Raw genomic sequence first — 24,889 nt, 5'->3', positions numbered from 1 at the left:
CCCCCTGCCCCGGCCCCATGAAACGGCGACCGGGGGTGGTCTGATCAATCCAGGTGCAATCGGGGCCATCGTTTCATAATATCCTACAATAGAGGTATTCTGGCCCCATTCCTGCCTCAAACTCCTGCGAAAACCTGCCTCATAGGACAGATGTGTGCCGCGACCGTCGCGGCCACGGGATCAGCGGGCGGCCGACGCGACAGAAGATCGGTGCATGACCTCCCCCGGATCCCTCGGTTACGAAGGATGAGAAGGCTATGAGCAGCGATACGCCACGACCTGAAACAACACCGATCATCGCATGTACCGTCAGCCGGGACGTGCAGAACTTCGACCTGCTGATCGAGGACATGGAAGCCGCCCTTGGTGAAAGCTGGGGCGATCTGGGCTTTGCCGAGGCGCTGGCCTTTTTCGGCCAGGACGAAGCCGCTTCGCTGGAATTCATCGCGCTGGCGATGGACGAATCCGACGAGCAGAACCTCGTGCTGATGACCGAGATCGTCACCCAGGCCAAGGCGCGGGGCATCAAGGTGATCTTGATCGCCGAGGATGTGACCACCGCGTCGCTGCATTCGCTGCTGCGGCAGGGGGCGGATGAATTCGTGCCCTATCCGCTGCCCGAAGGCGAACTGGGCCAGGCGATCGAAAAGCTGCGCACCGCCGAAGAGGCCCCGCGCGACGAAGGCCAGACGCCGCACCTGAAGGCGGGCGCCCAGAAGGACGGCGCCGTGATCGTCGTGCACGGGCTGGCGGGCGGCACCGGCGCCACCACCATGGCGGTGAATCTTGCGTGGGAACTGGCGACCGCCGACAAGAAGAACCCGCCCTCGGTCTGCCTGCTGGACCTCGATCTGCAATATGGCGCTGTCGCGACCTTCCTCGACCTGCCCCGGCGCGAGGCGGTCTTTGAAATGCTGTCGGACACCGAGAACATGGACGAGGAGACCTTTGGCCAGTCGCTGCAGACCTACAACGAGAAGCTGCATGTGCTGACCGCCCCGACCGAGATGCTGCCGCTGGACCTGATCGGCGCGGAAGACGTGGAGCGGGTTCTGACCATGGCGCGCGAGCAGTTCGATTATGTCGTCGTCGATATGCCGTCGACGCTCGTCCAGTGGAGCGAGACGGTGCTGAACACGGCGCATATCTATTTCGCCACGCTCGAACTGGACATGCGCTGCGCCCAGAACGTCCTGCGGTTCAAGCGGGCGCTCCAGTCGGAGGATCTGCCGGTGGAAAAGCTGCGCTATGTTCTCAACCGGGCGCCCAAGTTCACCGATCTGAGCGCCAAGGGCCGGGTGAAGCGGATGGCGGAGTCCCTCTCCATCTCCATCGACGTACAACTGCCCGACGGCGGCAAGCAGATCACGCAGGCCAATGACCACGGTCTGCCGCTGGCCAATTCGGCGGCGAAGAACCCGCTGCGGCGCGAAATCGCGAAACTTGCAGCCTCTATCCATGACCTCAAGGGCGATGAGGCGAAGGCTGCCTGATCCCCCCTGCAGAAAGTGAGCGTTTGATGTTTTCCAAGTACAAGAAACCCGGCGGCGCGGCCCCTGCCCCGAAGCAGGAAAAGCCGGCAACGGTTACGCCCATTGCGACGGCGGCACCGAAGGCGGCGCCCCAGCCCGTCGCAAGCATGCGCCGTGTCGCCGCCCCCGCCATGGCAGCGCCGCTGGACCGGGACCTCAAGCGCAAGCAGCGGATGAGCGACATCAAGCTGGAACTGCACCGGGCGCTGCTGGACAACCTGAACCTCAGCGCGCTCGAACATGCGAGCGAGCAGGACCTGCGGCAGGAAATCAACGCCATCGCGGTGGAGATCCTCGCCGAGAAGGGCATCGTGCTGAACCGCGAAGACCGCATGACGCTGAATTCCGAACTCTACGATGAGGTCACAGGCCTTGGCCCGTTGGAGACCCTGCTGAAGGACGAGACCGTCAACGACATCCTTGTGAACGGCCCCCAGCAGATCTTCGTGGAGCGGGGCGGAAAGCTCGAACTGACGGACGTGACCTTCAAGGATGAAAGGCACCTGCTGCGGATCATCGACAAGATTGTCAGCGCGGTGGGCCGCCGGGTGGACGAAAGCAACCCCTACGTGGACGCCCGTCTGAAGGACGGCTCGCGCTTCAACGCCATGGTGCCGCCCGTCGCGGTGGACGGCAGCCTCGTGTCGATCCGGAAGTTCAAGAAGGACAAGCTGGGCATCGACGATCTGGTGGCTTTCGGTGCCTTTTCGGAAGAAATGGCCGCCTATCTTCAGGCAGCGGTGGCCACGCGGCTCAATATCATCGTGTCGGGCGGCACCGGGTCGGGCAAGACCACGACGCTGAACGCGCTGTCGTCCTTCATCGACAACTCCGAACGCATCCTGACGATCGAGGACACCGCCGAACTGCAGCTTCAGCAGACGCATGTGGGCCGCATGGAAAGCCGCCCGCCCAACGTCGAAGGCAAGGGCGAGGTATCGCCGCGCGACTGCCTCAAGAACGCGCTGCGGATGCGCCCTGACCGCATCATCGTGGGCGAGACGCGCGGCGAGGAAGTAATCGACATGCTGCAGGCCATGAACACCGGCCATGATGGCTCGATGACGACGATCCACGCCAACTCCGCCCGGGACGGGGTGTCGCGCCTTGAGAACATGATCGCCATGGCGGGCATCGAAATGCCGTTGAAGGCGGTGCGCAGCCAGATCTCCAGCGCCGTGAACCTCATCGTGCAGGCCAGCCGCCTGCAGGACGGTTCGCGCCGCATGACCTCCATCACCGAGATTACCGGCATGGAAGGCGACGTGATCTCCATGCAGGAAATCTTTCGCTACCAGCGCGTGGGGCTGACGCCCGAAAACAAGATCATCGGGCATTTCACGGCCACCGGCGTGCGCAGCCATTTCGCCGAACGCTTCCGGATGTGGGGCTATGACCTGCCCTCGTCCATCTACGAACCCGTCGCGGCCCAGTAAGGAACAGGACATGAGCGCCGAACCCATCATCTATGGCCTGATCTTCGTGGGCGTTCTCGTCCTCGTCGAGGGGCTCTATCTTGTCGCCTTCGGCAAGTCGATCAGCCTCAACAGCCGGGTAAACCGCCGCCTTGAGATGCTGGAAAAAGGCACCCGCCGTGAAGAGGTGCTGGACAAGCTGCGCAAGGAAATGCAGCAGCACATGAAGGCGAAATCCATCCCGCTCTATTCGCTGCTGGCCGAAAAGGCGCAGAAAGCGGCCATCGCCTTCACGCCAAAGCAGCTCATCATGATCATGGGTGGCGTTTCCGCCGCCGCTTTCATGGGGCTGACCATCGGCACCAGCACCGAACCGGGGGTGCGCGCCATGCTCAGCGTCGTCATCGGCGTGGGCGGGGTCTATTTCTGGATCTCTTCGAAGGCCAACAAGCGCATGGCCATGATCGAAGAGCAATTGCCCGACGCCGTCGAACTGATGGTGCGCAGCCTGCGGGTGGGCCATCCTTTCAGCAATGCGATCTCCATCGTCTCGAAAGAGGTGCAGGACCCACTGGCGTCCGAATTCGGGGTCATCGCGGACGAATCCGCCTATGGCCGGGACGTGGGCGAAGCGCTGAAAGACATGGCCGAACGGCTCGACATGCAGGATCTGCGCTTTCTCGCCGTCGCCGTGACGATCCAGCAGCAATCGGGCGGCAACCTTGCGGAAATCCTTGCGGGGCTGGCCAAGGTGATCCGGGCGCGCTTTCGCCTGTTCCGCCGGGTAAAGGCAATCACGGCAGAGGCGAAATGGTCCGGCAAGTTCCTTTCCGCCTTCCCGATCCTCGCGCTGATCGTGATCAACGTGGGCGATCCCAACTACTACGACGAAGTGCGCGATCACGCGCTCTTCATCCCCGCCTGCTTCCTCGTGGGGATCTTCCTTGCGGTGAACCTGCTGGTCATGCGCGTGCTGACCGACATCAAGGTCTGAGAGGTTTCGAAGAATGGACATCCTGCTCGAACTCAACGCCCGCGCGACCGAGGTTCTCGGCCCTCTGGGGCTGATCATCATCGCGGGCGCGCTGGGGATCGTTCTCATCGCGATCACCCTGCTGATGATGCTGCGCCAGCCCGAGGATCCTCTGGCCAAGCTCAAACGCGCCTCCTCCGTGCCGAACACGGCGGAGGGCAAGAAGCAGCTGCGTCAGTCTGACCGGAACGAACAGCTTCAGAAATTCGCCAAGTTCCTCGAACCCGAGGACGTGAACGAGCTGAGCGCCAAGCAACTTCTGCTGCGGCAGGCGGGCTATCAGTCACGCGACGCGGTCCGCATCTTCTACTTTGCGCAGATGGCGCTGGGTATCCTGGGGCTGGTGCTGGGGATCGTCTACGTCAACTTTCTGGGCGGCGGCGAAGGCCTGAGCACCCAGAAGACCATGATGTACACCGTGGGCCCCGGCGGCATCGGGTATTTCCTGCCGAAATACTGGGTCAACCGCCGCGCCGAGACGCGCAAGCAGGAGATCGAGCGCGGCTTTCCCGATGCGCTGGACATGATGCTCGTCTGTGTCGAAGCGGGCCAGTCGCTGGATCAGTGCATCGTGCGGGTGGCGCGTGAATTGCGCGCCTCCTACAAGGCGCTGGCGGACGAGTTTGAAATCGTCGCCTACGAGATGAAGGCCGGCAAGGACAAGATCAGCGTTCTCAACGACATGGGCGAACGCTGCGGCGTGCAGGACGTGTCTTCCTTCGTGACCGTGCTGATCCAGTCGGCGGCTTTCGGCACCTCGATCGCGGATGCCCTCCGGGTCTATGCCGGCGAAATGCGCGACAAGCGCGTGATGCGCGCCGAGGAAGCGGCAAACAAGTTGCCAACCAAGATGACCCTCGCCACAATGATGCTGACGGTGCCGCCGCTGCTGATCATTCTGGTCGGCCCTTCCGTGCACGGCATCACGCAACTGGGAAAAATGGGCGGAGCAGGCCAATAATCAACATGCAGTTCAGGCAGGCGGCACGCAGCGCCGCCTGCCTCTTCATCCTCATCGGATTGGCCGCCTGTTCTTCGGGCGGCTTTCCCGCATCTGGCGAAGGGCCCTTCGCCCCCGGTGTCGCGACCGGGGCGGCGATGGAGGACGGCGTGGAAGTGGGCCACCGCCTGATCGAAGCGGGGGAGTTCGAACTGGCGATCAAAGCCTTCAACCGCAGCGCGCTGGCCGGGGGTGGCATCACCGGAGAGATCCTTTCGGGCCTCGGCTCCGCCAACCTCGGCCTCGGGCGGCTGGGACAGGCCGAAACCCTGCTGCGCCGCGCCACGGAGGCCGACGCGGAGCGCCCCGAAATCTGGAACAACCTCGGCGTGGTGCTGATGGAACGCGGCAAGTTCGCCGAGGCGCAACAGGTCTTCCGCAAGGCCTATGCGCTCGACAATGGCGAAAGTGACGCAATCCGGGACAATCTGCGGTTGGCACTCGCAAAATTGGAAAATTCTGATATGAACGAGGCCGAGGACAGCGATTACAGACTGGTGCGGCGCGGGGCCGGGGATTACCGGATCCGACCACTGCCGTAACCGGCGAGAGCAGTGAAAAAGGACGCAAAATGCGCCACCCGATACTTCTGGCCGTCTGCATTGCAGGCGTGTCCGCCGTTGCAGGCTGCGGCGAAAGAAACGCGAACGCGACCGTCGAACGCGCCTTCAAGGACGTCAATGTCGTCGATGAGACCAACCTTTCGGACGTGATGCTCACCGTGGCGGACCCGAACGAGGCGGTCACCTATTTCACCCGATCCGTCAAGGCCGACCCAGAGCGCATCGACCACCAGCGCGGATTGGCCAGCTCTCTCATCCGGGCCAAGCGCCATACCGAGGGCGCCGTCGAATGGGCCAAGGTAACGCGCATGCCCGGCGCCACAGCAGACGACCGGGTGAACCACGCCGACGCGCTGATCCGCGCGGGGGACTGGGCAAAGGCCGAAGCCACGCTGAATACCATCCCCCCCACCCATGAGACCTTCGAACGCTATCGGCTCGAAGCCATCGTGGCCGACAGCAAGGAGGAATGGGCCAAGGCCGACAGTTTCTATGAAACCGCCGTGGGGCTGACGACAACGCCCGCCGGGGTGCTGAACAACTGGGGCTATTCCAAGCTGACGCGCGGCGATTACACTGCCGCCGAACGGCTCTTCGGCGATGCGATCCGGCAGGACGGCGGGCTCTTCACCGCCAAGAACAACCTCGTGCTGGCGCGCGGGGCGCAGCGCGACTACACGCTCCCCGTCATTCCGATGGATCAGACCGAACGCGCGCAGCTTCTGCACACCATGGCGCTGTCGGCGATCAAACAGGGCGATGTGGAAACCGGCAAGGGCCTGCTGCGCGATGCGATCGAAACGCACCCCCAGCATTTCGAAGCGGCGGTCGGCTCCCTGCGGGCCCTTGAAAACGCCGGATAGATCATGGCGATCCCGGCCACGACCGCGCTGTGGTTCCTGCCCTTCGTCCTGCCGCTCTGCCTTTATGTCGCCTATACCGACATGGCACAGATGCGCATCACCAATCAGGCGGTCATCGCATTGGCGCTGGTCTTCATCCTGATGGGCCCCTTCCTGTTCCCGTTCGAGACCTATCTCTGGCGGTTGCTGGCCGGCGTCATCGTGCTGGTATTGGGGATCATGCTGAACGCGGTCGGCACCATGGGCGCGGGCGACGCGAAGTTCCTCGCCGCCGGGGCGCCCTATGTGGCACTGGGGGACCTGCGGCTGCTGATGGCGCTTTTCATGGCGGTGCTGCTGGCCGCCGCGATCACCCACCGCGGCATCGCCAGAACGCCGCTGCGGCGGCTGGCGCCCGATTGGGAAAGCTGGAACCGCGGCAAGAAATTTCCCATGGGTCTCGCCCTCGGCGCTACGCTGGCCGCCTATCTGGCGCTCGGGGCCGTCTATGGCGCCTGAATACCGCCACATTCCCCTGCTAATCCGCGCTGTGTTCCCCGCCTTTGAAGGAGTTACCAGATGAACGTCCAGTCCACCTCCGTCATGGCGCCGCCCCCGCCCCGCTCCATCGAGGAAATGCGGATTCCGCTGGTCATGATGCGGGACATCCTGCTGAAGACGATCTTTCGCAAGAACGTGAACCTTGTCAGCGAACTGGCAAAGGCGGTCTGTCTGCCGATACAGGTGACGCAGGAACTGGTGGACATGGCGCGCGGCCAGCAACTGCTGGAGGCGACCGGCACGCTCAATGCAAACAACGGCAACGAGATGGGCTACCAGCTGACCGATGCGGGCAAGGCGCGCGCGCTGGATGCGCTGGCGCAATCGGAATACTTCGGCGCGATGCCGGTGCCGCTGTCGGTCTACCGCGAACAGGTCGAACGCCAGTCGGTGCGCAACCTGCAGATCAGCCGCCAGCAACTGACCGACGCCATGGGCCACCTCGTGCTGCCCGACAGCCTGCTCGACCACCTCGGCCCGGCGGTGTCCGCGGGCCGGTCGATCCTCATGTACGGGCCGCCCGGCAACGGCAAATCCTCCATTTCCAACGGTATCCGCGACGCGCTCGGCGACAAGGTCTATGTGCCGCGCGCCATTGAATACGCGGGCCAGGTGATCACCGTCTACGATCCCATCGTCCATTCCGCCGCCGAAGAAGAGGTGCAGGACCCGACATCGCTGCGCCGCGTCACCCGCTACGACATGCGTTATGTGCGCTGCGAACGCCCCACGGTAATCACGGGCGGCGAATTGTCGCTCGACATGCTGGACCTCGTCTACAACCCCACCGCACGGACCTATCAGGCACCGCTGCAGCTTAAATCGACGGGCGGCATCTTCATCGTCGACGACCTTGGCCGCCAGAAGGAACCGCCGCAGAGCATCGTGAACCGCTGGATCGTCCCGCTGGAGGAAAGCAAGGATATCCTCGCCCTACAGTCGGGCGAAAAGTTCGAAGTGCCCTTCGACACGCTGGTGATCTTCTCTACCAACTTCCACCCGAACGAGATCTTCGATCAGGCGGCCCTGCGGCGTATCTTCTTCAAGATCAAGATCGACGGCCCCAATCAGGAGAACTTCCTCAAGATCTTCGCCATGGTCGCCAAGAAGCGCAACATGGCGCTGGACGAGGAAGCGCTCGTTCATCTGCTCAAGGTCAAATATCCGACGATCGACAACGTCTATGCCAACTACCAGCCGATCTTCCTGATCGACCAGATGATCGCCATCTGCGACTTCGAAGGCATCCCCTACCGAATGTCCAAGCCGCTCATCGACAGGGCCTGGGCCAATATGTTCGTGAAAGACGAAGTCATCGTGAAGTGATCTCGGCCCCCTTCCAAATGGCCTGAAATCCCGGGGGTGCGGGGGCTGGCCCCCGCGCGGGGGCGCGCTACACTCGGGCCATGAACGATCTGCCACCCCTCTTTGCCGACTGGTTCTCGTCCCGGGGGTGGTCCATCCATCCGCATCAGCAGCTCATGCTGGACAAGGCCGAGGCGCCTGCCCTGCTGCTCATCGCGCCCACGGGCGGGGGCAAGACGCTGTCGGGATTCCTGCCCACGCTGCTCGACCTCGCGGACGGCAGCCATGAAGGCATGCATACGCTCTACATCTCTCCGCTGAAGGCGCTGGCCGCGGACATCAAGCGCAACCTGACCACCCCGGTCGAGGAAATGCGTCTGCCCATCACCATCGACGAACGCACCGGCGACACGACGGCGACCCGGCGCAAGCGCCAGCGCGCCGAGCCGCCCAATATTTTCCTGACCACCCCCGAAAGCCTTGCCCTGTTGGTCAGCTACGAAGACGCGCCGCGCATGTTCGCGGGTCTCAAACGCGTGGTGATCGATGAAATCCACGCGCTGGCGGAAAGCAAGCGCGGCGACCAGATGATGCTGGCGCTGGCACGGTTGCAGACGATCTGCCCCGGTCTCAAACGCGTGGGCCTGTCAGCCACCGTGGAAGACCCGGCGGCCATCGCGCATCTGATGGCGCGCCACCCCGATCCCTGCGAGGTCGTGCTCGCCGATCCGGGGCCCGCCCCCGACATCCGGATGCTGCGCACCGAAGAGGTGCCGCCATGGTCCGGCGGCGGTGCCGCCTATGCCATCCCCGCGGTGCTGGAAGAGGTCAAGCGCCATAACACAACGCTGATATTCCACAACACCCGCGCGCAGGCGGAAATCTTCTTTCACAACCTCTGGCTCGCCAATGATGAGGGCCTGCCCATCGGCATCCATCACGGCAGTCTCGACCGGACCCAGCGGACCCGGGTGGAGGCGGCCATGGTCCGGGGCGAGCTGCGCGCCATCGTCTGTACCGGCAGCCTCGATCTCGGCATCGACTGGGGCGATGTGGACCTCGTGATCCAGATCGGCGCGCCCAAGAACGTCAAGCGGCTGGTCCAGCGCATCGGTCGTGCCAACCACCGCTACAACGCACCCTCGAAGGCTCTGCTGGTGCCCGCCAACCGCTTCGAGGTGGTGGAATGCGTGGCCGCGCTGGAGGCGGTGCTGGCGGGCGAGCTGGACGGGGAACCGCGCGGTCCCGGCCCGCGCGATGTGCTCTGCCAGCATATCCTGATCACCGCCTGCGCCGGACCCTTCGACGCCGACGATCTTTTCGCCGAAGTCACCAGCGCCGGCGCCTATGCCGCGCTGTCGCGCCCCGCCTTCGACGATTGCCTCGCCTTCTGCGCCACGGGCGGCTACGCCCTGCGCGCCTATGACCGCTGGCAGCGGCTCATGCAGGACGCCGATGGGCGCTGGCGTCTGCGTGACCCGCGCAGCGCGCAGCGCATCCGCATGAACATCGGCACGATACAGGATACCGACACGCTCAAGGTGCGGATGCGCCGCAATCGCGGCGGCAAGCCCCTGGGCGAGATCGAGGAAGGCTTTGCCGCCACGCTGACCAAGGGCGACACCTTCCTGATCGGCGGGCAGATCGTGCGATACGAAGGTCTGCGGGAAATGACCGTCGAAGTATCCCGCGACGCGGCCAAGAAACCGCGTATCGCCACCTTCATGGGCACGAAATTCGCCACCTCCACCCAGCTTTCGGCGCGGGTGCAGCGCATGTTCACGCAGGAAAGCTGGCCCGAACTGCCGGAACACACCGCCGCGTGGCTGCACCTTCAGCGCGAGGTCAGCGAATTGCCCCGGCCCGGGCGGCTGTTGGTCGAAAGCTTTCCGCATGACGGGCGGCAGCAGACGGTCATCTACGGTTTCGCCGGGCGCAACGGGATGCAGACGCTGGGCCTGCTGCTCACCAAGCGGATGGAGGAGATGGGCCTGCACCCGCTGGGCTTCGTCTCCACCGATTATGCGACGCTGATCTGGGGGCTGGACGCCGTGGAAGACCCCGCGCCGCTCTTCGATCTCGCCGCGTTGCAGGAGGGGCTGGAAGGCTGGCTCGCCGGGAACGCGGTGATGAAACGGACGTTCCGCGCCTGTGCCACCATCGCCGGGCTGATCGAGCGCAACACCCCTTCGGCGCGCAAGTCGGGGCGACAGGCGACCTTCAGTTCCGATATCCTCTATGACACGCTGCTGCGCTATGATCCCGATCACCTGATGCTGCAGATCACCCGCGAAGAGGCGCTGCGCGGACTGGTCGATTTCGGGCGCATCGAAGAGATGATCGGCCGCGTGGGCGACCGCATCGACCACCGGGTGCTCAGCCGTGTGACCCCCCTCGCCGCCCCGCTGCTGCTGGAAATGGGCCGCGTCCCGGTAAGCGGCGCGGCGGAGGAACGCCTGCTCGCCGAAGAAGCCGCGCGGCTGATGGAACAGTCAGGGCTTGCCGCGCTGACCCCGCCGCCCTCGGACAGGCCCCGCTGGCGCGCAGGCTTTTGACCCTTGCGGGGCGTGCCGAAACCGGCGATGAACGAACCATGAACGGCTATGATTTCACTTTCTGCGGGGCGCATCTGACTGCGCTGGGATCGGGCGCGCTCTGGTGGGCCGATGCCGCACTTCTCTGCGTGAGCGACCTGCATATGGGCAAATCGGAGCGCATCCTGCGCCGGGGCGGCACGGCCCTGCCCCCCTATGAAACGCTGGATACGCTGAACCGCCTCGCCGCCGATCTGGCGCGGCTGCCCGTGCGCCATGTCATCTGCTTGGGCGACAGCTTCGACGACAGTGCCGCCGCCCAAGCACTGCCCGATGACATGCGGGGCCGGATCGCTGCCCTGCAGGCGGGCCGGGACTGGACATGGATCGAGGGCAACCACGACCCCGCGCCGGTGGCCATGGGCGGCACCCATCTGGCCGAGCTTCGCGTCGGCCCGCTCACCTTCCGGCATATCGCGCAAGCGGGGGCCACGGGCGAGGTCTCCGGGCATTATCACCCCAAGGCCCGCGTGCGCAGCCGGGGCCGCAGCATTTCGCGGCCCGCCTTTCTGGTGGATGACGCGCGGCTGATCCTGCCCGCCTTCGGCACCTATACCGGCGGGCTGCGCTGCGGGTCAGAGGCGCTGACCCGGCTGATGCGCGCCGATGCCCATGCGATCCTGACGGGCAACCGCCCGGTCGCCGTACCGATGTACGGGGCCTGAGCGTGGACGAAGAGACCGCCCGGCGCATCCGCCGCAGCTTTGCCAGCCAGACGATGATGGCGACCCTCGGGGCCGAAGTCACGGAAATCGCCCCCGGAAGGGTCTGCGTTCGCGCGCCCATATCACCCGGGGCCCTGCAGCAGCAGGGGTTCGGCCATGCCGGTCTGACCTTTGCCATCGGCGACAGCGCGGCGGGCTATGCCGCACTGACGATGCTGCCGCCGGAGATGGACGTCGTCACATCGGAGCTGAAGATCAACCTGCTGGCCCCGGCGCGCGGCGATTACCTTTTGGCGACCGGCAGCGTGGTCAAGGCAGGGCGGCGGCTCTGCGTGGTGACGGCAGAGGTGCACGCCGTCACCGGAGAGACCCGAAAGCAGGTGGCGCTTTTGCAGGGAACGGTGGTTCCGGTACCGAAGGGCGACGGTTAAGCCGTCAGCCCCTCCGGCTCCGGCAACCCGTTGGCGCGGCAGCAGGCGGTGACCGTGTTGGCCAGCAGGCAGGCGATGGTCATGGGGCCCACGCCGCCCGGCACCGGTGTGATGGCCCCGGCCACTTGCGCGCAGCTGTCGAAATCCACATCGCCCACCAGCCGTGTCTTGCCTTCGCCCTTTTCCGGCGCGTCGATGCGGTTGATGCCCACGTCGATCACCGTGGCACCCGGTTTGATCCAGTCCCCCGGCACCATCCGGGGCCGCCCCACGGCAGCGACCACGATGTCGGCCCGGCGAACGACCGCGCCCAGATCCTTGGTGCGCGAATGGGCAATCGTGACCGTGCAGCTGTCACCCAGCAGCAGTTGCGCCATGGGCTTGCCCACGATGTTGGAGCGCCCGATCACCACCGCATCCAGCCCCGACAGGCTGCCGTGGTGATCCCGCAGCAGCATCAGGCAGCCCAGCGGCGTGCAGGGCACCATGCTCTTCTGCCCGGTGGCCAGCAAACCGACGTTGGAGATATGGAACCCGTCCACATCCTTTGCCGGGTCGATGGCATTGATCACGAGGTCTTCGTCCAGATGGTCGGGCAAGGGCAGCTGCACCAGTATCCCGTGGATCTCGGGGTCGTTGTTCAACCGGTCGATCAGCGCCAGCAGGTCCGCTTCGGAGGTGTCCGCATCCAGCCGTTGCTCGACCGATTTCATCCCGACCTCGACCGTCATCTTGCCCTTGGACTTCACATAGACCTGACTGGCCGGGTCCTCGCCCACCAGCACGACGGCGAGGCCCGGCGTGATGCCGTGGTGGTCTTTCAGCGCGCGGACGTGATCCGCTACCCGGCCGCGCACATCTGCCGCAAAGGCCTTGCCGTCCAGTATCGTCGCCGCCATCCTGTTTCCCTTCTTCTCATGATCCGAAATACTTCCGCCGGAGGCTTCGTGCCGCGGGGGTCGATCCCCCGCGGCATCGTATCTCAAAACAATCCTTCGACGTCACCATCCGCGTTGAGGCAAATGTTCTCCGCCGAGGGAACGCGCGGCAGGCCCGGCATGGTCATGATCTCGCCGCAGATCACGACGACAAAGCCCGCGCCCGCGCTCAGACGCACCTCCCGCACCGGCACGCCGAAGCCCGTGGGCGCGCCGCGCCGGTCCGGATCGGTGGTGAAGCTGTACTGCGTCTTGGCCATACAGACCGGCAGATGGCCGTAGCCCTGTGCTTCCCAGTCCTTCAGCTGGTTGCGGATCTTCTGATCGGCCAGCACTTCGTCGGCGCGGTAGATGCGCTTGGCCACGGTCTCGATCTTCTGGAACAGCGGCATGTCGTCATCGTAAAGGGGCGCGAAATTGGCGCTGTCGCCATCGGCGATTTCCGCCACGCGAGTGGCCAGATCGGCCGAGCCTTCGGAGCCCAGTTCCCAGTGCCGCGACAGGATCGCCTCTGCGCCGTGGGCGGAGACGTAATCCTTGATGGTCTGCACCTCGGCATCCGTGTCGGTGACGAAATGGTTGATCGCCACCACCACGGGCACGCCGAAGGATTTCACGTTCTCCACATGCCGGCCAAGGTTGGCGCAGCCCTGCTTCACCGCCTCCACGTTCTCGGCCCCGAGGTCGGCCTTCGCCACGCCGCCGTTCATCTTCATGGCGCGCACGGTGGCCACCACCACCACGACCGACGGCGCGAGGCCCGCCTTGCGGCACTTGATGTTCATGAACTTCTCGGCGCCCAGATCGGCACCGAAGCCCGCTTCGGTCACCACGTAGTCCGCCAGTTTCAGCGCCGTGGTCGTCGCGATGACGGAGTTGCAGCCGTGGGCGATGTTGGCAAAGGGGCCGCCGTGCACGAAGGCGGGGTTGTTTTCCAGCGTCTGCACGAGGTTGGGCTGCATCGCGTCCTTGAGCAGGACGGTCATCGCCCCGTCCGCCTTTATGTCGCGGGCGTAGACGGGGGTGCGGTCGCGGCGGTAGGCGACGATCATGTCACCCAGCCGCTGCTGCAGGTCCTTGAGGTCCTTGGCAAGGCAGAGGATCGCCATGACCTCGGAAGCGACGGTGATGTCGAAACCGGCTTCCCGCGGGAAACCGTTGGACACGCCGCCAAGGCTCGCGGTGATCTGGCGCAGCGCACGGTCGTTCATGTCCACCACCCGGCGCCAGGTGATGCGGCGAATGTCGATATCGAGTTCGTTGCCCCAGTAGATATGGTTGTCGATCATCGCCGACAGCAGATTGTGCGCGCTGGTGATCGCGTGGAAATCGCCGGTGAAATGCAGGTTCATCTCTTCCATGGGCACGATCTGGGCATAGCCGCCCCCCGCCGCACCGCCCTTCATGCCGAAGTTCGGTCCGAGCGAGGCTTCGCGGATGCAGACCGCCGCCTTCTTGCCGATCCGGTTCAGCCCGTCGCCCAGACCGACGGTCGTCGTCGTCTTGCCTTCGCCCGCCGGGGTGGGGTTGATCGCGGTCACGAGGATGAGCTTGCCGTCGGGCCGGTCCTGCACCCCGTCGATGAAACGCTGGCTGACCTTGGCTTTGTCATGGCCATAGGGAAGCAGATCATCGCTGGAAATGCCGAGTTTTTCGCCGATTTCCTGAATGGGGCGCTTCTTGGCCTCCCGTGCGATCTGAATGTCGGTCTTGAATGCCATCTGAGAATCCCCTGTTGTCCCCGGGCTGCGTTGCTGGCTTCGTCATACAGCGCGAACCCCCGGCGGTAAGGCGGCAATTCCGACATTTCCGGCCCCCGATGCGGCGTGATGTCGCTGCGGGTTTCGTTTCGGAAACGGGGGTGGTGGCGGCCAAGGCAAGGCTACACGCCGGAACCCCACGCCGAAGCAGGTGTTTTACCCTCGTGGTTAATCAGTATGGAGGAAAGCAAGATGAAAACGACCCATAGTCTCATGACGGCACTTGCCGCCACCGTGGCCTTCGGCACGGCAGCGCAGGCGGGCGACAACAAGGACACCGCAGGGTTCTGCGACGGCGGCTACAGCCTGACGGACGTGAACGGGGATGGCTATATCAGCCCGATCGAGATCGAAGCCTATTCCAAACGTTCCAACGTGGCGATGGACGCCGACAAGAGCGGCAGCATCAGCCGCGACGAATACGTCAACTGCGCCAAGGTGGGCATGGATGTGCACCCCATGCGCGAAAAGGGCAACCTCGTGGACAGCGGCATGCTGGACGCGGATGAGGACGGCATGATCAGCAGCGACGAATACCTCGGCTATGCCTTCGACCGGGCCCGGCTGGCCGCGGAAGGTGACTCCGAAGCCGCGGAAGATGCGCAGCGCCTCGTCTACCGCCTGCCCGACGAGGAAAAGCTGGAGTTCGACACGGTTCCGCTCGAAGAGGTCGTGAGCCGGTCCAAGCGGATGTTCATGGTGCTGGACAGCGACCGTGACGGCGCCCTGTCGAGCGAGGAATACGAAGTGGAGGTCATGAAGCCTATCGACATCGACGATGTGCTGAACCGCGAGTTCGACAGCATCGATGCCGACAAATCCGATGACGTGACCCCCGAGGAGATGACCGAAGCCAACACCGCCCGCGCCCAACGCGCGATGGAGCGGTCTGAAGCCGCCACGGGCGAAAAGTCCGATCCCGAAGTGGGCGCGCCGGTGGTCTACTACACCTATCCGCACGCAATGTAAGGCGCTTTAGCTGGGGCTGAAGCAAGGGCCGGGGGTGACCCCGGCCTTTTGCGTTTCAGGTATCCCCCGCCCAAACCGGCTGGTCCGGGATATGCAGGCGCAGCCTGTCGCCAAGCGTCAGCGGTCCCTCACGCTCCACCCACGCGGTGACGCCCCGCAGTCCCTTCGCCGCCTGTTTGAACCGCGCGCCAAGGCCCGGCGCTTCCCGGTCGATCACCCGGCCCGGCAGGACACAGGGGCGGTTTTCCATGTCTACCACCAGCGTTGCCCCGCTCCGGCCCTGCAGGCGCGCGCTCGGCGGGATGTGGGAGAAATCGGGGATGCCCGAGACCACGATGGAGGCCCCCACATGCGCAGGGTCGAGCGTGCCTAGGCCCATGGCTCCCGCGATCCGGGCGAGCTCTTCCTGTGACACGATGGACAATTGGCGGGTGTTGCGGATCTCCGTCCCCCGGGGGTGCTGGGCGGTCACGCGCGAACAGGAAGGGCGCGTCAGCCCGGCGTGGCAATCGCCCTCGAAGCCACCATAGCTGGCGAAGGCTTGGTCGAGCGGACGGGCGGAAAGATCGCTCCCACTGTCCTCTACCAGCCCCAGCCAAGTGATCGTGGCGAGGTGATCGGTGGGTTTCAGGGCGGGCATGGGGCATCTCCTTTTCGTTGCGGCAGGGTGCCCGGGGGCTGAGCAAAAGGGAAGGCCCCGCACGGGTGAGCCTTGCAACCCTCGAGTGAGCGATACCGAGGCTGGGAATAGAGGGTTCGCTTCTGGACTTAGATGACGGTGCCGCGGGGCGGCGCCCGGCCGCGGGTGGAAACGCCGGGGCGCACCGAAATCTCTCCTATCGCTATTTCGCTTGCCACTTGTAATCCTCCGAGCCACTTGACCTCAACTTAAGCTGAGGAGGTATCAGGGGTTAAATCAAGTTAGAGCAGGGACGGGTTTATGGCGGATGTGTCAGTAGAGAATAATGCGCGGAATAATCAGTCAGGCGCCTTTGCGCGGTTTGGTACAGCCGTCGGTTTGGCAAACCTTGGTGATGGGATCGCTGTCGTCGCATGGGCCTGGATTGCTTCGCTTTTGACACGGGATCCCCTGTGGATCGCGATCTTGCCTGCGGCGCTGCGCGTTCCATGGGTTCTGTTCGCGCTACCCTCCGGCATTCTTGCTGATCGCATGGACCGTAAGCGGTTGATTGTGTTCTGTGATCTGATCCGCACTCTTGCCTATGGTATGGCGGGTGGCGCGATGATGCTGAGCTTGCCACTTGCCGAGCCAGTCATTGACGGGATTGGGAGATCCACCCTGTACTGGAGCTTACTGTCACTCGGTTTCCTCATAGGGTGCGCGGAGGTCGCTCGCGACAATGCAGCACAGTCAATGCTTCCCAAGATTGTCCCATCGGAGAAGCTTGAGCGTGCCAACGGACTGCTTGGAAGTATCGAAACCGTTGGAAACAGTATGGCGGGACCCGCGCTCGGGGCTTTTATAGTCGCCATCTTCGTCCCTCTGCCATTTCTTGCAATCGCCATTGCGCTTTTGTTTGCGGCACTTCTGACGGCTTCCCTAAAAGGGGACTTCAAACCAAGCGAAAAAAAGACACAAGATTGGCGAGACGAGCTGATGGAAGGTTTTCGGTTTGTCGTGAGTCACCCAATGTTGCGGGTTCTTGTCTTGATCACCGGCTTCTGGAATTTCTTCGCCGAAATGTCCGTTATTGCACTTGTGCTGCACGTCCAAGAGAACATGAATGCAGGCGCAACGACTTACGGTCTCATTCTCGCTGTCGGAGCTTTCGGGGGAGTTGTCGGCGGCGTCTCGGTTGCCCCTCTGATGAAACTTTTTCCAACAGGTGTGCTGGCCAAGTGGATGAACCTCGCCTCAGCGCCGATGTTCTTGCTGATCGCCTTCGCTCCGGGGCCAATCACGGTCTCCGTTGCGATGTTCTTTTTCTATCTCAGCGGCATTGTTTGGAACACGCTTTCCATATCCTATCGTCAGCGTGTCGTGTCCGATGAAATCAGAGGGCGGGTTAACAGCGTCTATCGGCTTTTTGCATGGGGAATGATGCCTCTTGGGCTGGTTGTTTCCGGTGCCATCGTAAGCATAGCCGAAGGTCCGTTAGCTCGCGAGACTGCGCTTAAAATGCCGTTCCTGACCGCAGCAACAGGGATCTTTATCTTGGCGGCTGCTTCATGGCGACCGCTTGGACAGGGGTTCAAATAGTCAGATTGAAGCCGGAATAGCGGGCATTCGTGCGAGGCGCAGCATCGGTTATAATGGGCTGATTTTATTGAAAAACTCAGAAAATCTGACAGCATCGCCGACCGACATGGATGCCACTTTATGGTGCACCCATGTCTCGGACGTTCGAAAGGACAACGGGCGGTGACAAAGCGCCCGCCCCGGGGGGCGGTCGGGCGCTACCCGGCGGCGCGATGCGCCTTAACTCCGGGCGGGTGCGGTAGGGGCCTTGTCGCGAAAAGAAAAAGGCCCCGCGTGGGGGCCTTTCGCAACTCTTTATGGTTTCCGTCAGACCGACGGTTCAGGTTCCATGCCGCCGGAGGGGGGCGTTTTCTTGCCCTTGGCCTTGGGGATCGCCGTGACGCTGGGCGCGCTGCCCTGATCGGGGGTGTCGTCGCCCGGGTCTTCGGTGGGCGGCAGCCCGTCCATCACGCGCTTGATCTCGTCGCCGGTCAGCGTTTCGTACTCCAGCAGGCCCTGTGCCAGCCGCTCGAACTCCACCTCTTTCTCGGTGATGATCTTCATGGCGTGGTCATAGCCGTCCTGAATGAACTTCTGGACTTCCTTTTCCACCAGCTCCTTGGTGTTCGCGGAAACGGAGAACCCGGCGGTATTGCCCTGATAGCCTTCGGCGGCTTCCGAATAGTCGATGTTGCCGACCTGATCGGACATGCCCCAGCGCAGCACCATGGCCCGTGCCAGCGCGCTCGCCTGCTGGATATCGCCCGCCGGACCGTTAGAGACGGAGTCGGGGCCGTATTTGAAGATCTCGGCCGCCTTGCCCGCCATGGTCATGGCCAGACGTTGGTGGCATTCATCCTTGAACATGTTGAGACGGTCCATTTCCGGCAGGCTCATCACCATGCCGAGCGCACCGCCACGGGGAATGATCGTCGCCTTGTAGACCGGATCGCACTTGGGCAGGGTCATCCCCACCAGCGCATGACCGGCCTCGTGATAGGCGGTCATTTCCTTCTGCTCGGCGGTCATCACCATGCTGCGGCGCTCAGGCCCCATCATGACCTTGTCCTTGGCCTGTTCGAAATCGATCATCGTGACAAAACGGCGACCCACCCGGGCGGCCATCAGCGCCGCCTCGTTCACGAGGTTGGCAAGGTCCGCGCCCGAGAAGCCGGGCGTGCCGCGTGCGATGATGCGCAGATCGACGTCAGGGCCGAGCGGCGTCTTGCGGGCATGCACGCCGAGGATTTTCTCGCGGCCCTTGATGTCGGGGTTGGGCACGGTGACCTGCCGGTCGAAACGACCGGGCCGCAGCAGCGCAGGGTCCAGCACGTCGCGGCGGTTGGTGGCCGCGAGGATGATGACACCTTCGTTGGCTTCAAACCCGTCCATTTCCACCAGAAGTTGGTTCAGCGTCTGTTCGCGTTCGTCGTTGCCCCCGCCATAGCCGGCACCCCGGTGGCGGCCCACGGCGTCGATCTCGTCGATGAAGACGATACAGGGCGCGTTCTTCTTGGCCTGTTCAAACATGTCACGCACGCGGGACGCACCCACACCCACGAACATCTCGACGAAGTCGGAGCCCGAGATAGTGAAGAAGGGCACGCCCGCCTCACCCGCGATGGCACGGGCCAGCAGCGTCTTACCGGTACCCGGAGGGCCCACCAGCAGCGCGCCCTTGGGGATCTTGCCCCCGAGGCGGGAGAATTTCTGCGGGTTGCGCAGGAACTCGACGATCTCTTCAAGCTCTTCCTTGGCCTCGTCGATGCCCGCGACATCGTCAAAGGTAACGCGACCATGCTTTTCCGTCAGCATCTTGGCCTTGGACTTGCCAAAGCCCATGGCCCCGCCTTTTCCGCCACCCTGCATGCGGTTCATGAAATAGATCCACACACCGATCAGCAGCAGCACCGGCAGCAGCGACATCAGGAAGGTCTGGAAACCGGACTGGGCCTGCTGTTCGGCCCGGAAGGGCACGTCATTCGCGGTGAGCAGGTTGGTGGTTTCGGCGTCCTCTGGCTTGATGGTGATGTAATCGCTGCCGTCGGACCGGCGGAAGCGCACTTGCTCCCCGTCGAGCGTGACGTTCTGTACGTCACCGCCTTCGACCGCGGCCACAAATTCCGAATAGCTGATTTCGCGGCTTTGCATCGTGCTGCCACCGCCGCTGAACAGGTTGAACAACGCGAGGATCAACAGCAGCAGGACGACCCAGAATGCCAGATTCCGAACATTTCCCAAGGAAACTCTCCTATTTGATGGGGTCTTGCCGAAGCGTCATGACCACGCGCCTAAGATAGGGATCATGCGGGCAGGTTCAATGCGATAATAGTGCGGCAAAAAAGGCATCTTCGCCGCCGTCGATTTCCGCGTGCCACTGTCCGGGGCGGTTTGCGAAGGGCGCGGCCACCACTTCCTCGGCCCGCCACACGGCCGGGGAGGACAGCAAAACCTCCCTCGGGCGGCCGGATTTGCGCCATTCGGGGCATTGATGCAACCCCTCCGGGCCCAGTGCCGCCACGCGGAGCGGGCCCATGCCGCCGCCCCCGCTGGCGTGCAGCCGCCACCGCGAATCCCATAGCCCGTCCGGCGTGCCGCGCTGGCGTTCGACGGCGGCAAATTCACGAAACACCCAGATCTGCCCACCGATCACGCGGATCTGGCAGCCGTCCACCGTGCAGGGGCGGCCCTGCGACACGGCCTCCAGCACGCGGGCCACGCTGGCGCGGCGCGGCGGATAGTCCGCACCGCCGACCCAGCCAAGCGCGGCCACCATGAGGCGGCGTTGAATTTCATCGGGCTGGGTGCGCAGGCGGCGTTCGCAGATCACGACGGAACCCGCGTCCAGATGCACCAGTTCGCGCGCGGCCAGATAGGTCTGCCAGCCAAGCGCCTGCCGGGCCTTGCGCATATGGCCCGCGACCTCGCCCAGAACGTCGCGGCCGATACCCAGTTCCGCCAGCGTATCCAGCGCCTTGCGGATGCGGATGCGGTCAAAGGCCGGATCCTCGTTGCCCGGATCATCGACCCAGTCGATGCCCCTTTCGCGCAGGTAGCCGCGCAACTCCGCGCGGTGGATGCCCAGCAGCGGGCGCAGCCATTCGATACCCGCGCGCACGGAATGGGGCGCCATGGCTGACAGCCCGTCCACGCCGGAGCGCCGGGCAAGCCGCATCACGAAAGTCTCTGCCTGATCGTCCGCCGTATGACCCAGGGCAATCGCCCCGATGTCGTGGCGCGCGGCCCAATCCGCCATGAGCCGGTAGCGCGCATCCCGGGCCGCGGCCTGCAGGTTGCCGGAGCCGTCCCAATCGGCCCATTGCAGGGTGTCATGCGGAACCCCCAGCGCCGCGCAGCAGGCGGCGACCCCGGTGGCTTCCTCGGCGGAGCCTGCGCGCAGGCCATGATCCACGGTGACCGCGCGCAGCGACAGGCCGCGCGTGTCGGCCATGTCATGCAACAGGTGCAGCAGTGCCATGGAATCGCCGCCGCCCGATACCGCGATGCCCAGAGCCGCGGGCGGCAGCGGGCCGAGACTGGCGGCAATCCGATCCGTCAGGGCCGCGCCGGCCACGGGATCAGGGACAGTTCAGCGCCTGACGCGCCGCTTCAGCATCGCTGACCGCGACATTGCCGGGAAACCGCAGTGAAACCTCGGCCAGTGTCACGCAGGCTTCGGAGGTCTGACCCAGATCCCCCAGCGCCGCGCCGAGCCGGTAGAGCGCTTCGGGCGCGATCGGCCCTTCGGGTGCTGCGCTGAAACTGTCGAGATAGGCCCGCGCCGCTTCGCGCGTGTCACCGAGCGCATCCAGCGCCTCGCCCCGGCGCAGGTCCGCCTCTGGCGCTAGCGGTCCGCCCGGATAGGTCTCATTGAAGGTCGCAAACTGGTCCGCGGCGGCGCGAAAGTCACCGGAGGCGAGCACCCCCTGGGCCCGCTCGAAATCGGCCCTTTCGGAAACGGCCAGTTCCGATTCGACCGTGGGCGTGGTCGGCCCGGTCGCGGGTGCGGGCGCAGGCGCGGGCACCGCGACGGCGGGCAATTCGCCCCCGCCCAGCGTGCTGGTCTGACCCAGCGCACCCACGTCGCCGCCTTCGAGTTCCACGAGGCGGAATTCCAGATCGCCGATCCGGTTGGTGCCATCGGCCACGACCTGATTGATCCGGTTTTCAAGTTCTTCGGTCTTCGCGGTGAGCCGCTGCAACTCGCTTTCCATCGCGTTGACCCGTTCCAGCACCGAACCGCCCGTCACCGCCACCGACGCGCCGCCGGTGGTGGAAAGTTCGCGGCGCAGCTTCTGTACCTCGGTGTTCAGCACAACGAGTTCCTGGCGCACGTCCGCCAGCGTCTGCGCGTCCTGCGCATGAAGTGGCGCGGTCAGTGTCAGGGCCATGACGGCGGCAGCGATGAAACGACAGCTTTTCATAAGGGGCATCCTAGCTGGTCAGACCGCCGGCGAGAACCGTGACGGCGCGGCGGTTCTTGGCATAGCAGGCTTCCGCCGAGCAGACCTCGATCGGGCGTTCCTTGCCGTAGCTCACGACCTCGAGCCGGTGGGCGGCGACACCCTTGGAGATGAGGTATTCGCGCACGGCGTTGGCGCGCCGCGCCCCCAGCGCCACGTTGTATTCGCGTGTGCCCTGCTCATCGGCGTGGCCTTCGATCACGGCCTGATAATCCATGTTCTGCATCAGCCAGCCCACCTGACCGTCCAGCGTGGCGCGGCCCACGGGGGTGAGGTTGGATTGATCGACCTCGAACAGCACCCGGTCGCCGATGGCCTGCTGGAAATAGGCGGGGGATGCCGGGTCGTTGGCGCTGCCGGGAACGATGCCGGAGGTCATCGCGCCTGCCGCGCCATTGGCCAGCGCCGCGTCGGCGCCGCCGAAGCGCGCGGGATCGGTACAGGCGGAAAGGGCGATGGCTGCGAACAGAAGGGTGCTGGTCAGGATGGGTTTCATTGGGTCTGCCTTTGGCGAATGAATGAGCGGTTCTGAGCTTGGCGCGATGCTAGCACAGCACCGCACCGGTTGGAATTGCCGCGCGCCGGGGCCCGAAACCCCGGCGCGGGGATCATTTCTGCAGCGGGGACCACGACGGGTCGGAGGCGCCGTCTGGCGTGCGCACCGGGCGCAGATTGCGGCCCGAGATGTCCACCGAATAGAGCGATGACGACCCGCCCGCGCCCTGGGTTTCGCGCGCGAACATGATGACCCGCCCGTTGGGCGCCCATGTCGGCCCCTCATCGAGGAAGGAAGCCGTGAGCAGCCGCTCCTCTGAGCCATCGGTGCGCATCACCCCGATATGGAACCGGCCCTTGTTCTGCTTGGTAAAGGCGATGAGATCGCCGCGCGGCGACCAGACCGGGGTGCCGTAGCGCCCTTCCCCGAAGGAAATGCGCGTGGCCTCGCCCCCGGTGGCCGGCATGACGTAAAGCTGCTGGGAGCCGGAGCGGTCGCTTTCAAAGACAATCTGGCTTCCGTCCGGCGAAAAGCTGGGCGCGGTTTCGATCGCGGGCGTATTCGTCAGCCGGACGGACTGACCGCTGGCGATGTCCATGGTGTAGATGTCGGTATTGCCGCCCTGGGTCAGCGAATAGACCACCGTCTGGCCGGTGGGCGAAAAGCGCGGGGCAAAGCTCATGGTGCCTTCGGCGCTTTCCAGCACCCGGCGCGACACGCTGTTGATATCCAGCACATAGATCCGCGGAAAGCCGCTTTCATAGCTGGTATAGAGCACCCGGTCCCCGGTGGGCGAAAAGCGCGGGGCCAGCACGATGGACCCCGAATCCGTCAGATACTGGATATTGGCCCCGTCGTAGTCCATGACCGCGAGCCGCTTCTTGCGGTCGTCCTTCGGCCCAGTCTCGGACACGAAGACGACGCGGCTGTCGAAATAGCCGCCCTCGCCGGTGATGCGGCTGTAGACGGCATCGGCCACCTTGTGCGCCATGCGGCGCCAGCCGTCGACCGTGCCGGTGAATTGCAGGCCATTGCCCAGTTCCGCGCCGGAAAAGACGTCGTAGAGGCGGAATTTCACGTCCAGCGTATTGCCCTGCACGTTGACGGCCCCGGTGATCAGCGCCTGTGCGTTGATGGCTTTCCAGTCGGCATATTGCACCGGCGCGTTGAAATCGCTGACGGTGGAGATAAAGGCGCTGGCGGGGATCTGGCGGAAGAGGCCAGTCCCGGTCAGGTCTTCGGCCACCACGCGGGCCAGATCGCTTGCCAATTGTCCGGCCTCGCCGCTTTCGGGCTGAAAGCTGGGCACCGCGAAGGGCAAGGGTTCGATCACGCCTTCGGTGATCTCGATCCGCAACGGGCCCTGCTGGGCCATCGCCGGAACGGCCATTCCCGCAAGCATGGCCAGCCCGAGGGCGAGCGCCCTGATACCAATCCAAGAACTCATTTGATGCGCATCCTTTCGGGGTTGAACGTCATTTCGATGTCGCGCCACTGGCCGTATTTCTCGGCCGGCAACGCGTAGCCGGAGGCACCGCAGCGGATGATCGCTCGGCGTGCGGCCTCGAAAGCCTGCCGCGCGGCACCGTCGGAGCCGCCGGAACTGCTTTCAAGGGTAATGGAACCGGTGATCGGCGTCCCGTCCTGATTCATCGCGACAGAGACGACGACGGTGGTGCGCAGCGCCTCGGTGGAGAGCGAGCCCACGTTCCAGCAGCTCGATACCGCGACGCGCAGCGATTCCTTTTCACCGGCCGAAAGCGGCGGGCCGCTGGGCTCGGCCGCGGCGGGCGCGGGGGCGTCTTCCACGGCGGATTGCGCGGCAGCCACGGCGGCGGCGATGGCAGCGGCATCCACGGTGTCCTCCGCCGGGGCGGGCGGCGTTTCGGGCACAGGCTCAGGCTCCGGCGCGGCGGGGGGATCGGGTTGCGGTGCTTCGGCCACGCGGGTCGGCGCGCTATCGGGTCGCCGGGCAGGCGGGCGCGGCGATTGCTCGGGCGCGGCACGGGGCGCTTCGGCGGCTTCTGTCACGATCTCGGTCGTGGCCTCCTCGGGGGCGGTGGCTTCCTGCGCAGGTTCCTCCGCTGCGGGGCCTTCGGCATCGGGAGCCACGGCGGTCTGC

Annotated in this window: 21 protein-coding genes and 1 pseudogene; 13 read left to right on the top strand and 9 right to left on the bottom strand. The window is 64.6% G+C overall.

All coding sequences use genetic code 11. The annotated features are described in order from the left end of the window. Positions 1 to 257 precede the first annotated feature (257 nt). From A3728_RS20280 to A3728_RS20230, 11 genes are all read left to right on the top strand, one after another. Positions 258 to 1,493, top strand: coding sequence for an AAA family ATPase (locus A3728_RS20280; RefSeq protein ID WP_067927971.1), 1,236 nt, complete (start codon positions 258 to 260; stop codon positions 1,491 to 1,493). Between the two features lie 26 nt (positions 1,494 to 1,519). Then, positions 1,520 to 2,968 carry a CpaF family protein gene (locus A3728_RS20275; RefSeq protein WP_067927968.1) on the top strand — a complete coding sequence of 483 codons (1,449 nt, stop codon included), beginning with the start codon at positions 1,520 to 1,522 and terminating at the stop codon, positions 2,966 to 2,968. A 10-nt stretch (positions 2,969 to 2,978) separates the two neighbouring features. Then, entirely contained in the window at positions 2,979 to 3,941 is a 963-nt protein-coding gene (locus tag A3728_RS20270; protein WP_067927966.1) for a type II secretion system F family protein, read from the top strand. A gap of 13 nt (positions 3,942 to 3,954) precedes the next feature. Then, a complete protein-coding gene (locus A3728_RS20265; RefSeq protein WP_067927963.1) occupies positions 3,955 to 4,941 on the top strand; it encodes a type II secretion system F family protein in 987 nt (328 codons plus the stop codon). Positions 4,942 to 4,946: 5 nt separating this feature from the next. Next, positions 4,947 to 5,522 carry a tetratricopeptide repeat protein gene (locus A3728_RS20260; protein ID WP_067927960.1) on the top strand — a complete coding sequence of 192 codons (576 nt, stop codon included), beginning with the start codon at positions 4,947 to 4,949 and terminating at the stop codon, positions 5,520 to 5,522. 29 nt (positions 5,523 to 5,551) lie between these two features. Next, positions 5,552 to 6,406: a tetratricopeptide repeat protein gene (locus A3728_RS20255; RefSeq protein WP_067927957.1), complete on the top strand. Its 855-nt coding sequence runs from the start codon at positions 5,552 to 5,554 to the stop codon at positions 6,404 to 6,406. A gap of 3 nt (positions 6,407 to 6,409) precedes the next feature. Continuing rightward, positions 6,410 to 6,904 (top strand): prepilin peptidase, encoded by a 495-nt coding sequence (locus A3728_RS20250; protein WP_067927954.1) that lies wholly within the window; start codon positions 6,410 to 6,412, stop codon positions 6,902 to 6,904. 60 nt (positions 6,905 to 6,964) lie between these two features. After that, positions 6,965 to 8,272: an ATPase gene (locus A3728_RS20245; RefSeq protein WP_067927951.1), complete on the top strand. Its 1,308-nt coding sequence runs from the start codon at positions 6,965 to 6,967 to the stop codon at positions 8,270 to 8,272. A gap of 80 nt (positions 8,273 to 8,352) precedes the next feature. Continuing rightward, positions 8,353 to 10,806, top strand: a complete 2,454-nt coding sequence (locus tag A3728_RS20240) for a ligase-associated DNA damage response DEXH box helicase (RefSeq protein WP_067927948.1) — start codon at positions 8,353 to 8,355, stop codon at positions 10,804 to 10,806. A 38-nt stretch (positions 10,807 to 10,844) separates the two neighbouring features. Beyond that, positions 10,845 to 11,510 (top strand): ligase-associated DNA damage response endonuclease PdeM, encoded by a 666-nt coding sequence (gene pdeM, locus A3728_RS20235; RefSeq protein WP_067927979.1) that lies wholly within the window; start codon positions 10,845 to 10,847, stop codon positions 11,508 to 11,510. Between the two features lie 53 nt (positions 11,511 to 11,563). Next, positions 11,564 to 11,941 carry a PaaI family thioesterase gene (locus A3728_RS20230; RefSeq protein WP_067927976.1) on the top strand — a complete coding sequence of 126 codons (378 nt, stop codon included), beginning with the start codon at positions 11,564 to 11,566 and terminating at the stop codon, positions 11,939 to 11,941. On the opposite strand, the gene folD is transcribed toward A3728_RS20230, so the two are convergent. Both folD and A3728_RS20220 read right to left on the bottom strand, forming a co-directional pair. Then, on the bottom strand, positions 11,938 to 12,840 hold the full coding sequence (gene folD, locus A3728_RS20225) for a bifunctional methylenetetrahydrofolate dehydrogenase/methenyltetrahydrofolate cyclohydrolase FolD (RefSeq protein WP_067927945.1): 903 nt from the start codon (positions 12,838 to 12,840) through the stop codon (positions 11,938 to 11,940). The genes A3728_RS20230 and folD overlap by 4 nt on opposite strands. 83 nt (positions 12,841 to 12,923) lie before the next feature. Further along, positions 12,924 to 14,600: a formate--tetrahydrofolate ligase gene (locus A3728_RS20220; protein ID WP_067927942.1), complete on the bottom strand. Its 1,677-nt coding sequence runs from the start codon at positions 14,598 to 14,600 to the stop codon at positions 12,924 to 12,926. 231 nt (positions 14,601 to 14,831) lie between these two features. On the opposite strand from A3728_RS20220, the gene A3728_RS20215 reads away from it, so the two are divergent. Beyond that, positions 14,832 to 15,608, top strand: coding sequence for a hypothetical protein (locus tag A3728_RS20215; RefSeq protein ID WP_068101080.1), 777 nt, complete (start codon positions 14,832 to 14,834; stop codon positions 15,606 to 15,608). A gap of 55 nt (positions 15,609 to 15,663) precedes the next feature. Here A3728_RS20215 and A3728_RS20210 read toward each other — a convergent pair whose 3' ends face one another. After that, on the bottom strand, positions 15,664 to 16,248 hold the full coding sequence (locus A3728_RS20210; RefSeq protein ID WP_067927938.1) for an MOSC domain-containing protein: 585 nt from the start codon (positions 16,246 to 16,248) through the stop codon (positions 15,664 to 15,666). Between the two features lie 300 nt (positions 16,249 to 16,548). On the opposite strand from A3728_RS20210, the gene A3728_RS20205 reads away from it, so the two are divergent. Continuing rightward, complete coding sequence (locus A3728_RS20205) at positions 16,549 to 17,829, top strand: MFS transporter (RefSeq protein WP_067927935.1); 1,281 nt, start codon at positions 16,549 to 16,551, stop codon at positions 17,827 to 17,829. Between the two features lie 306 nt (positions 17,830 to 18,135). Here the strand turns inward: A3728_RS20205 and ftsH are convergent, their stop codons facing one another. The 6 genes and pseudogenes from ftsH to A3728_RS20175 form a co-directional block, all read right to left on the bottom strand. Next, complete coding sequence (gene ftsH, locus A3728_RS20200) at positions 18,136 to 20,049, bottom strand: ATP-dependent zinc metalloprotease FtsH (protein ID WP_067927933.1); 1,914 nt, start codon at positions 20,047 to 20,049, stop codon at positions 18,136 to 18,138. Positions 20,050 to 20,125: 76 nt separating this feature from the next. Continuing rightward, positions 20,126 to 21,382, bottom strand: coding sequence for a tRNA lysidine(34) synthetase TilS (tilS, locus tag A3728_RS20195; RefSeq protein ID WP_236630584.1), 1,257 nt, complete (start codon positions 21,380 to 21,382; stop codon positions 20,126 to 20,128). Positions 21,383 to 21,386: 4 nt separating this feature from the next. Continuing rightward, on the bottom strand, positions 21,387 to 22,232 hold the full coding sequence (gene ybgF, locus A3728_RS20190; protein WP_067927930.1) for a tol-pal system protein YbgF: 846 nt from the start codon (positions 22,230 to 22,232) through the stop codon (positions 21,387 to 21,389). 10 nt (positions 22,233 to 22,242) lie between these two features. Then, the gene (pal, locus tag A3728_RS20185) at positions 22,243 to 22,767 is read right to left on the bottom strand and encodes a peptidoglycan-associated lipoprotein Pal (RefSeq protein WP_067927927.1); all 525 of its coding nucleotides are present in this window, start codon (positions 22,765 to 22,767) and stop codon (positions 22,243 to 22,245) included. A gap of 112 nt (positions 22,768 to 22,879) precedes the next feature. Further along, positions 22,880 to 24,169 carry a Tol-Pal system beta propeller repeat protein TolB gene (gene tolB, locus A3728_RS20180; protein WP_443069036.1) on the bottom strand — a complete coding sequence of 430 codons (1,290 nt, stop codon included), beginning with the start codon at positions 24,167 to 24,169 and terminating at the stop codon, positions 22,880 to 22,882. A 41-nt stretch (positions 24,170 to 24,210) separates the two neighbouring features. After that, positions 24,211 to 24,889: pseudogene (locus A3728_RS20175) on the bottom strand (energy transducer TonB); the annotation flags it as partial.

It is taken from the genome of Sulfitobacter sp. HI0040 (genome assembly GCF_001634885.1).
Classification (GTDB): Bacteria; Pseudomonadota; Alphaproteobacteria; order Rhodobacterales; family Rhodobacteraceae; genus Sulfitobacter.
Note: the sequence above shows the minus strand (reverse complement) of the source record. Positions and strands in the feature narration are given on the sequence as shown.

Bases quoted from the DNA above. Each gene is read 5' to 3' on its own strand.
- A3728_RS20280 (WP_067927971.1), top strand. From the start codon at position 258: ATGAGCAGCGATACGCCACGACCTGAAACAACACCGATCATCGCATGT.
- A3728_RS20275 (WP_067927968.1), top strand. From the start codon at position 1,520: ATGTTTTCCAAGTACAAGAAACCCGGCGGCGCGGCCCCTGCCCCGAAG.
- A3728_RS20270 (WP_067927966.1), top strand. From the start codon at position 2,979: ATGAGCGCCGAACCCATCATCTATGGCCTGATCTTCGTGGGCGTTCTC.
- A3728_RS20265 (WP_067927963.1), top strand. From the start codon at position 3,955: ATGGACATCCTGCTCGAACTCAACGCCCGCGCGACCGAGGTTCTCGGC.
- A3728_RS20260 (WP_067927960.1), top strand. From the start codon at position 4,947: ATGCAGTTCAGGCAGGCGGCACGCAGCGCCGCCTGCCTCTTCATCCTC.
- A3728_RS20255 (WP_067927957.1), top strand. From the start codon at position 5,552: ATGCGCCACCCGATACTTCTGGCCGTCTGCATTGCAGGCGTGTCCGCC.
- A3728_RS20250 (WP_067927954.1), top strand. From the start codon at position 6,410: ATGGCGATCCCGGCCACGACCGCGCTGTGGTTCCTGCCCTTCGTCCTG.
- A3728_RS20245 (WP_067927951.1), top strand. From the start codon at position 6,965: ATGAACGTCCAGTCCACCTCCGTCATGGCGCCGCCCCCGCCCCGCTCC.
- A3728_RS20240 (WP_067927948.1), top strand. From the start codon at position 8,353: ATGAACGATCTGCCACCCCTCTTTGCCGACTGGTTCTCGTCCCGGGGG.
- pdeM (WP_067927979.1), top strand. From the start codon at position 10,845: ATGAACGGCTATGATTTCACTTTCTGCGGGGCGCATCTGACTGCGCTG.
- A3728_RS20230 (WP_067927976.1), top strand. From the start codon at position 11,564: ATGATGGCGACCCTCGGGGCCGAAGTCACGGAAATCGCCCCCGGAAGG.
- folD (WP_067927945.1), bottom strand. From the start codon at position 12,840: ATGGCGGCGACGATACTGGACGGCAAGGCCTTTGCGGCAGATGTGCGC.
- A3728_RS20220 (WP_067927942.1), bottom strand. From the start codon at position 14,600: ATGGCATTCAAGACCGACATTCAGATCGCACGGGAGGCCAAGAAGCGC.
- A3728_RS20215 (WP_068101080.1), top strand. From the start codon at position 14,832: ATGAAAACGACCCATAGTCTCATGACGGCACTTGCCGCCACCGTGGCC.
- A3728_RS20210 (WP_067927938.1), bottom strand. From the start codon at position 16,248: ATGCCCGCCCTGAAACCCACCGATCACCTCGCCACGATCACTTGGCTG.
- A3728_RS20205 (WP_067927935.1), top strand. From the start codon at position 16,549: ATGGCGGATGTGTCAGTAGAGAATAATGCGCGGAATAATCAGTCAGGC.
- ybgF (WP_067927930.1), bottom strand. From the start codon at position 22,232: ATGAAAAGCTGTCGTTTCATCGCTGCCGCCGTCATGGCCCTGACACTG.
- pal (WP_067927927.1), bottom strand. From the start codon at position 22,767: ATGAAACCCATCCTGACCAGCACCCTTCTGTTCGCAGCCATCGCCCTT.
- tolB (WP_443069036.1), bottom strand. From the start codon at position 24,169: ATGCTTGCGGGAATGGCCGTTCCGGCGATGGCCCAGCAGGGCCCGTTG.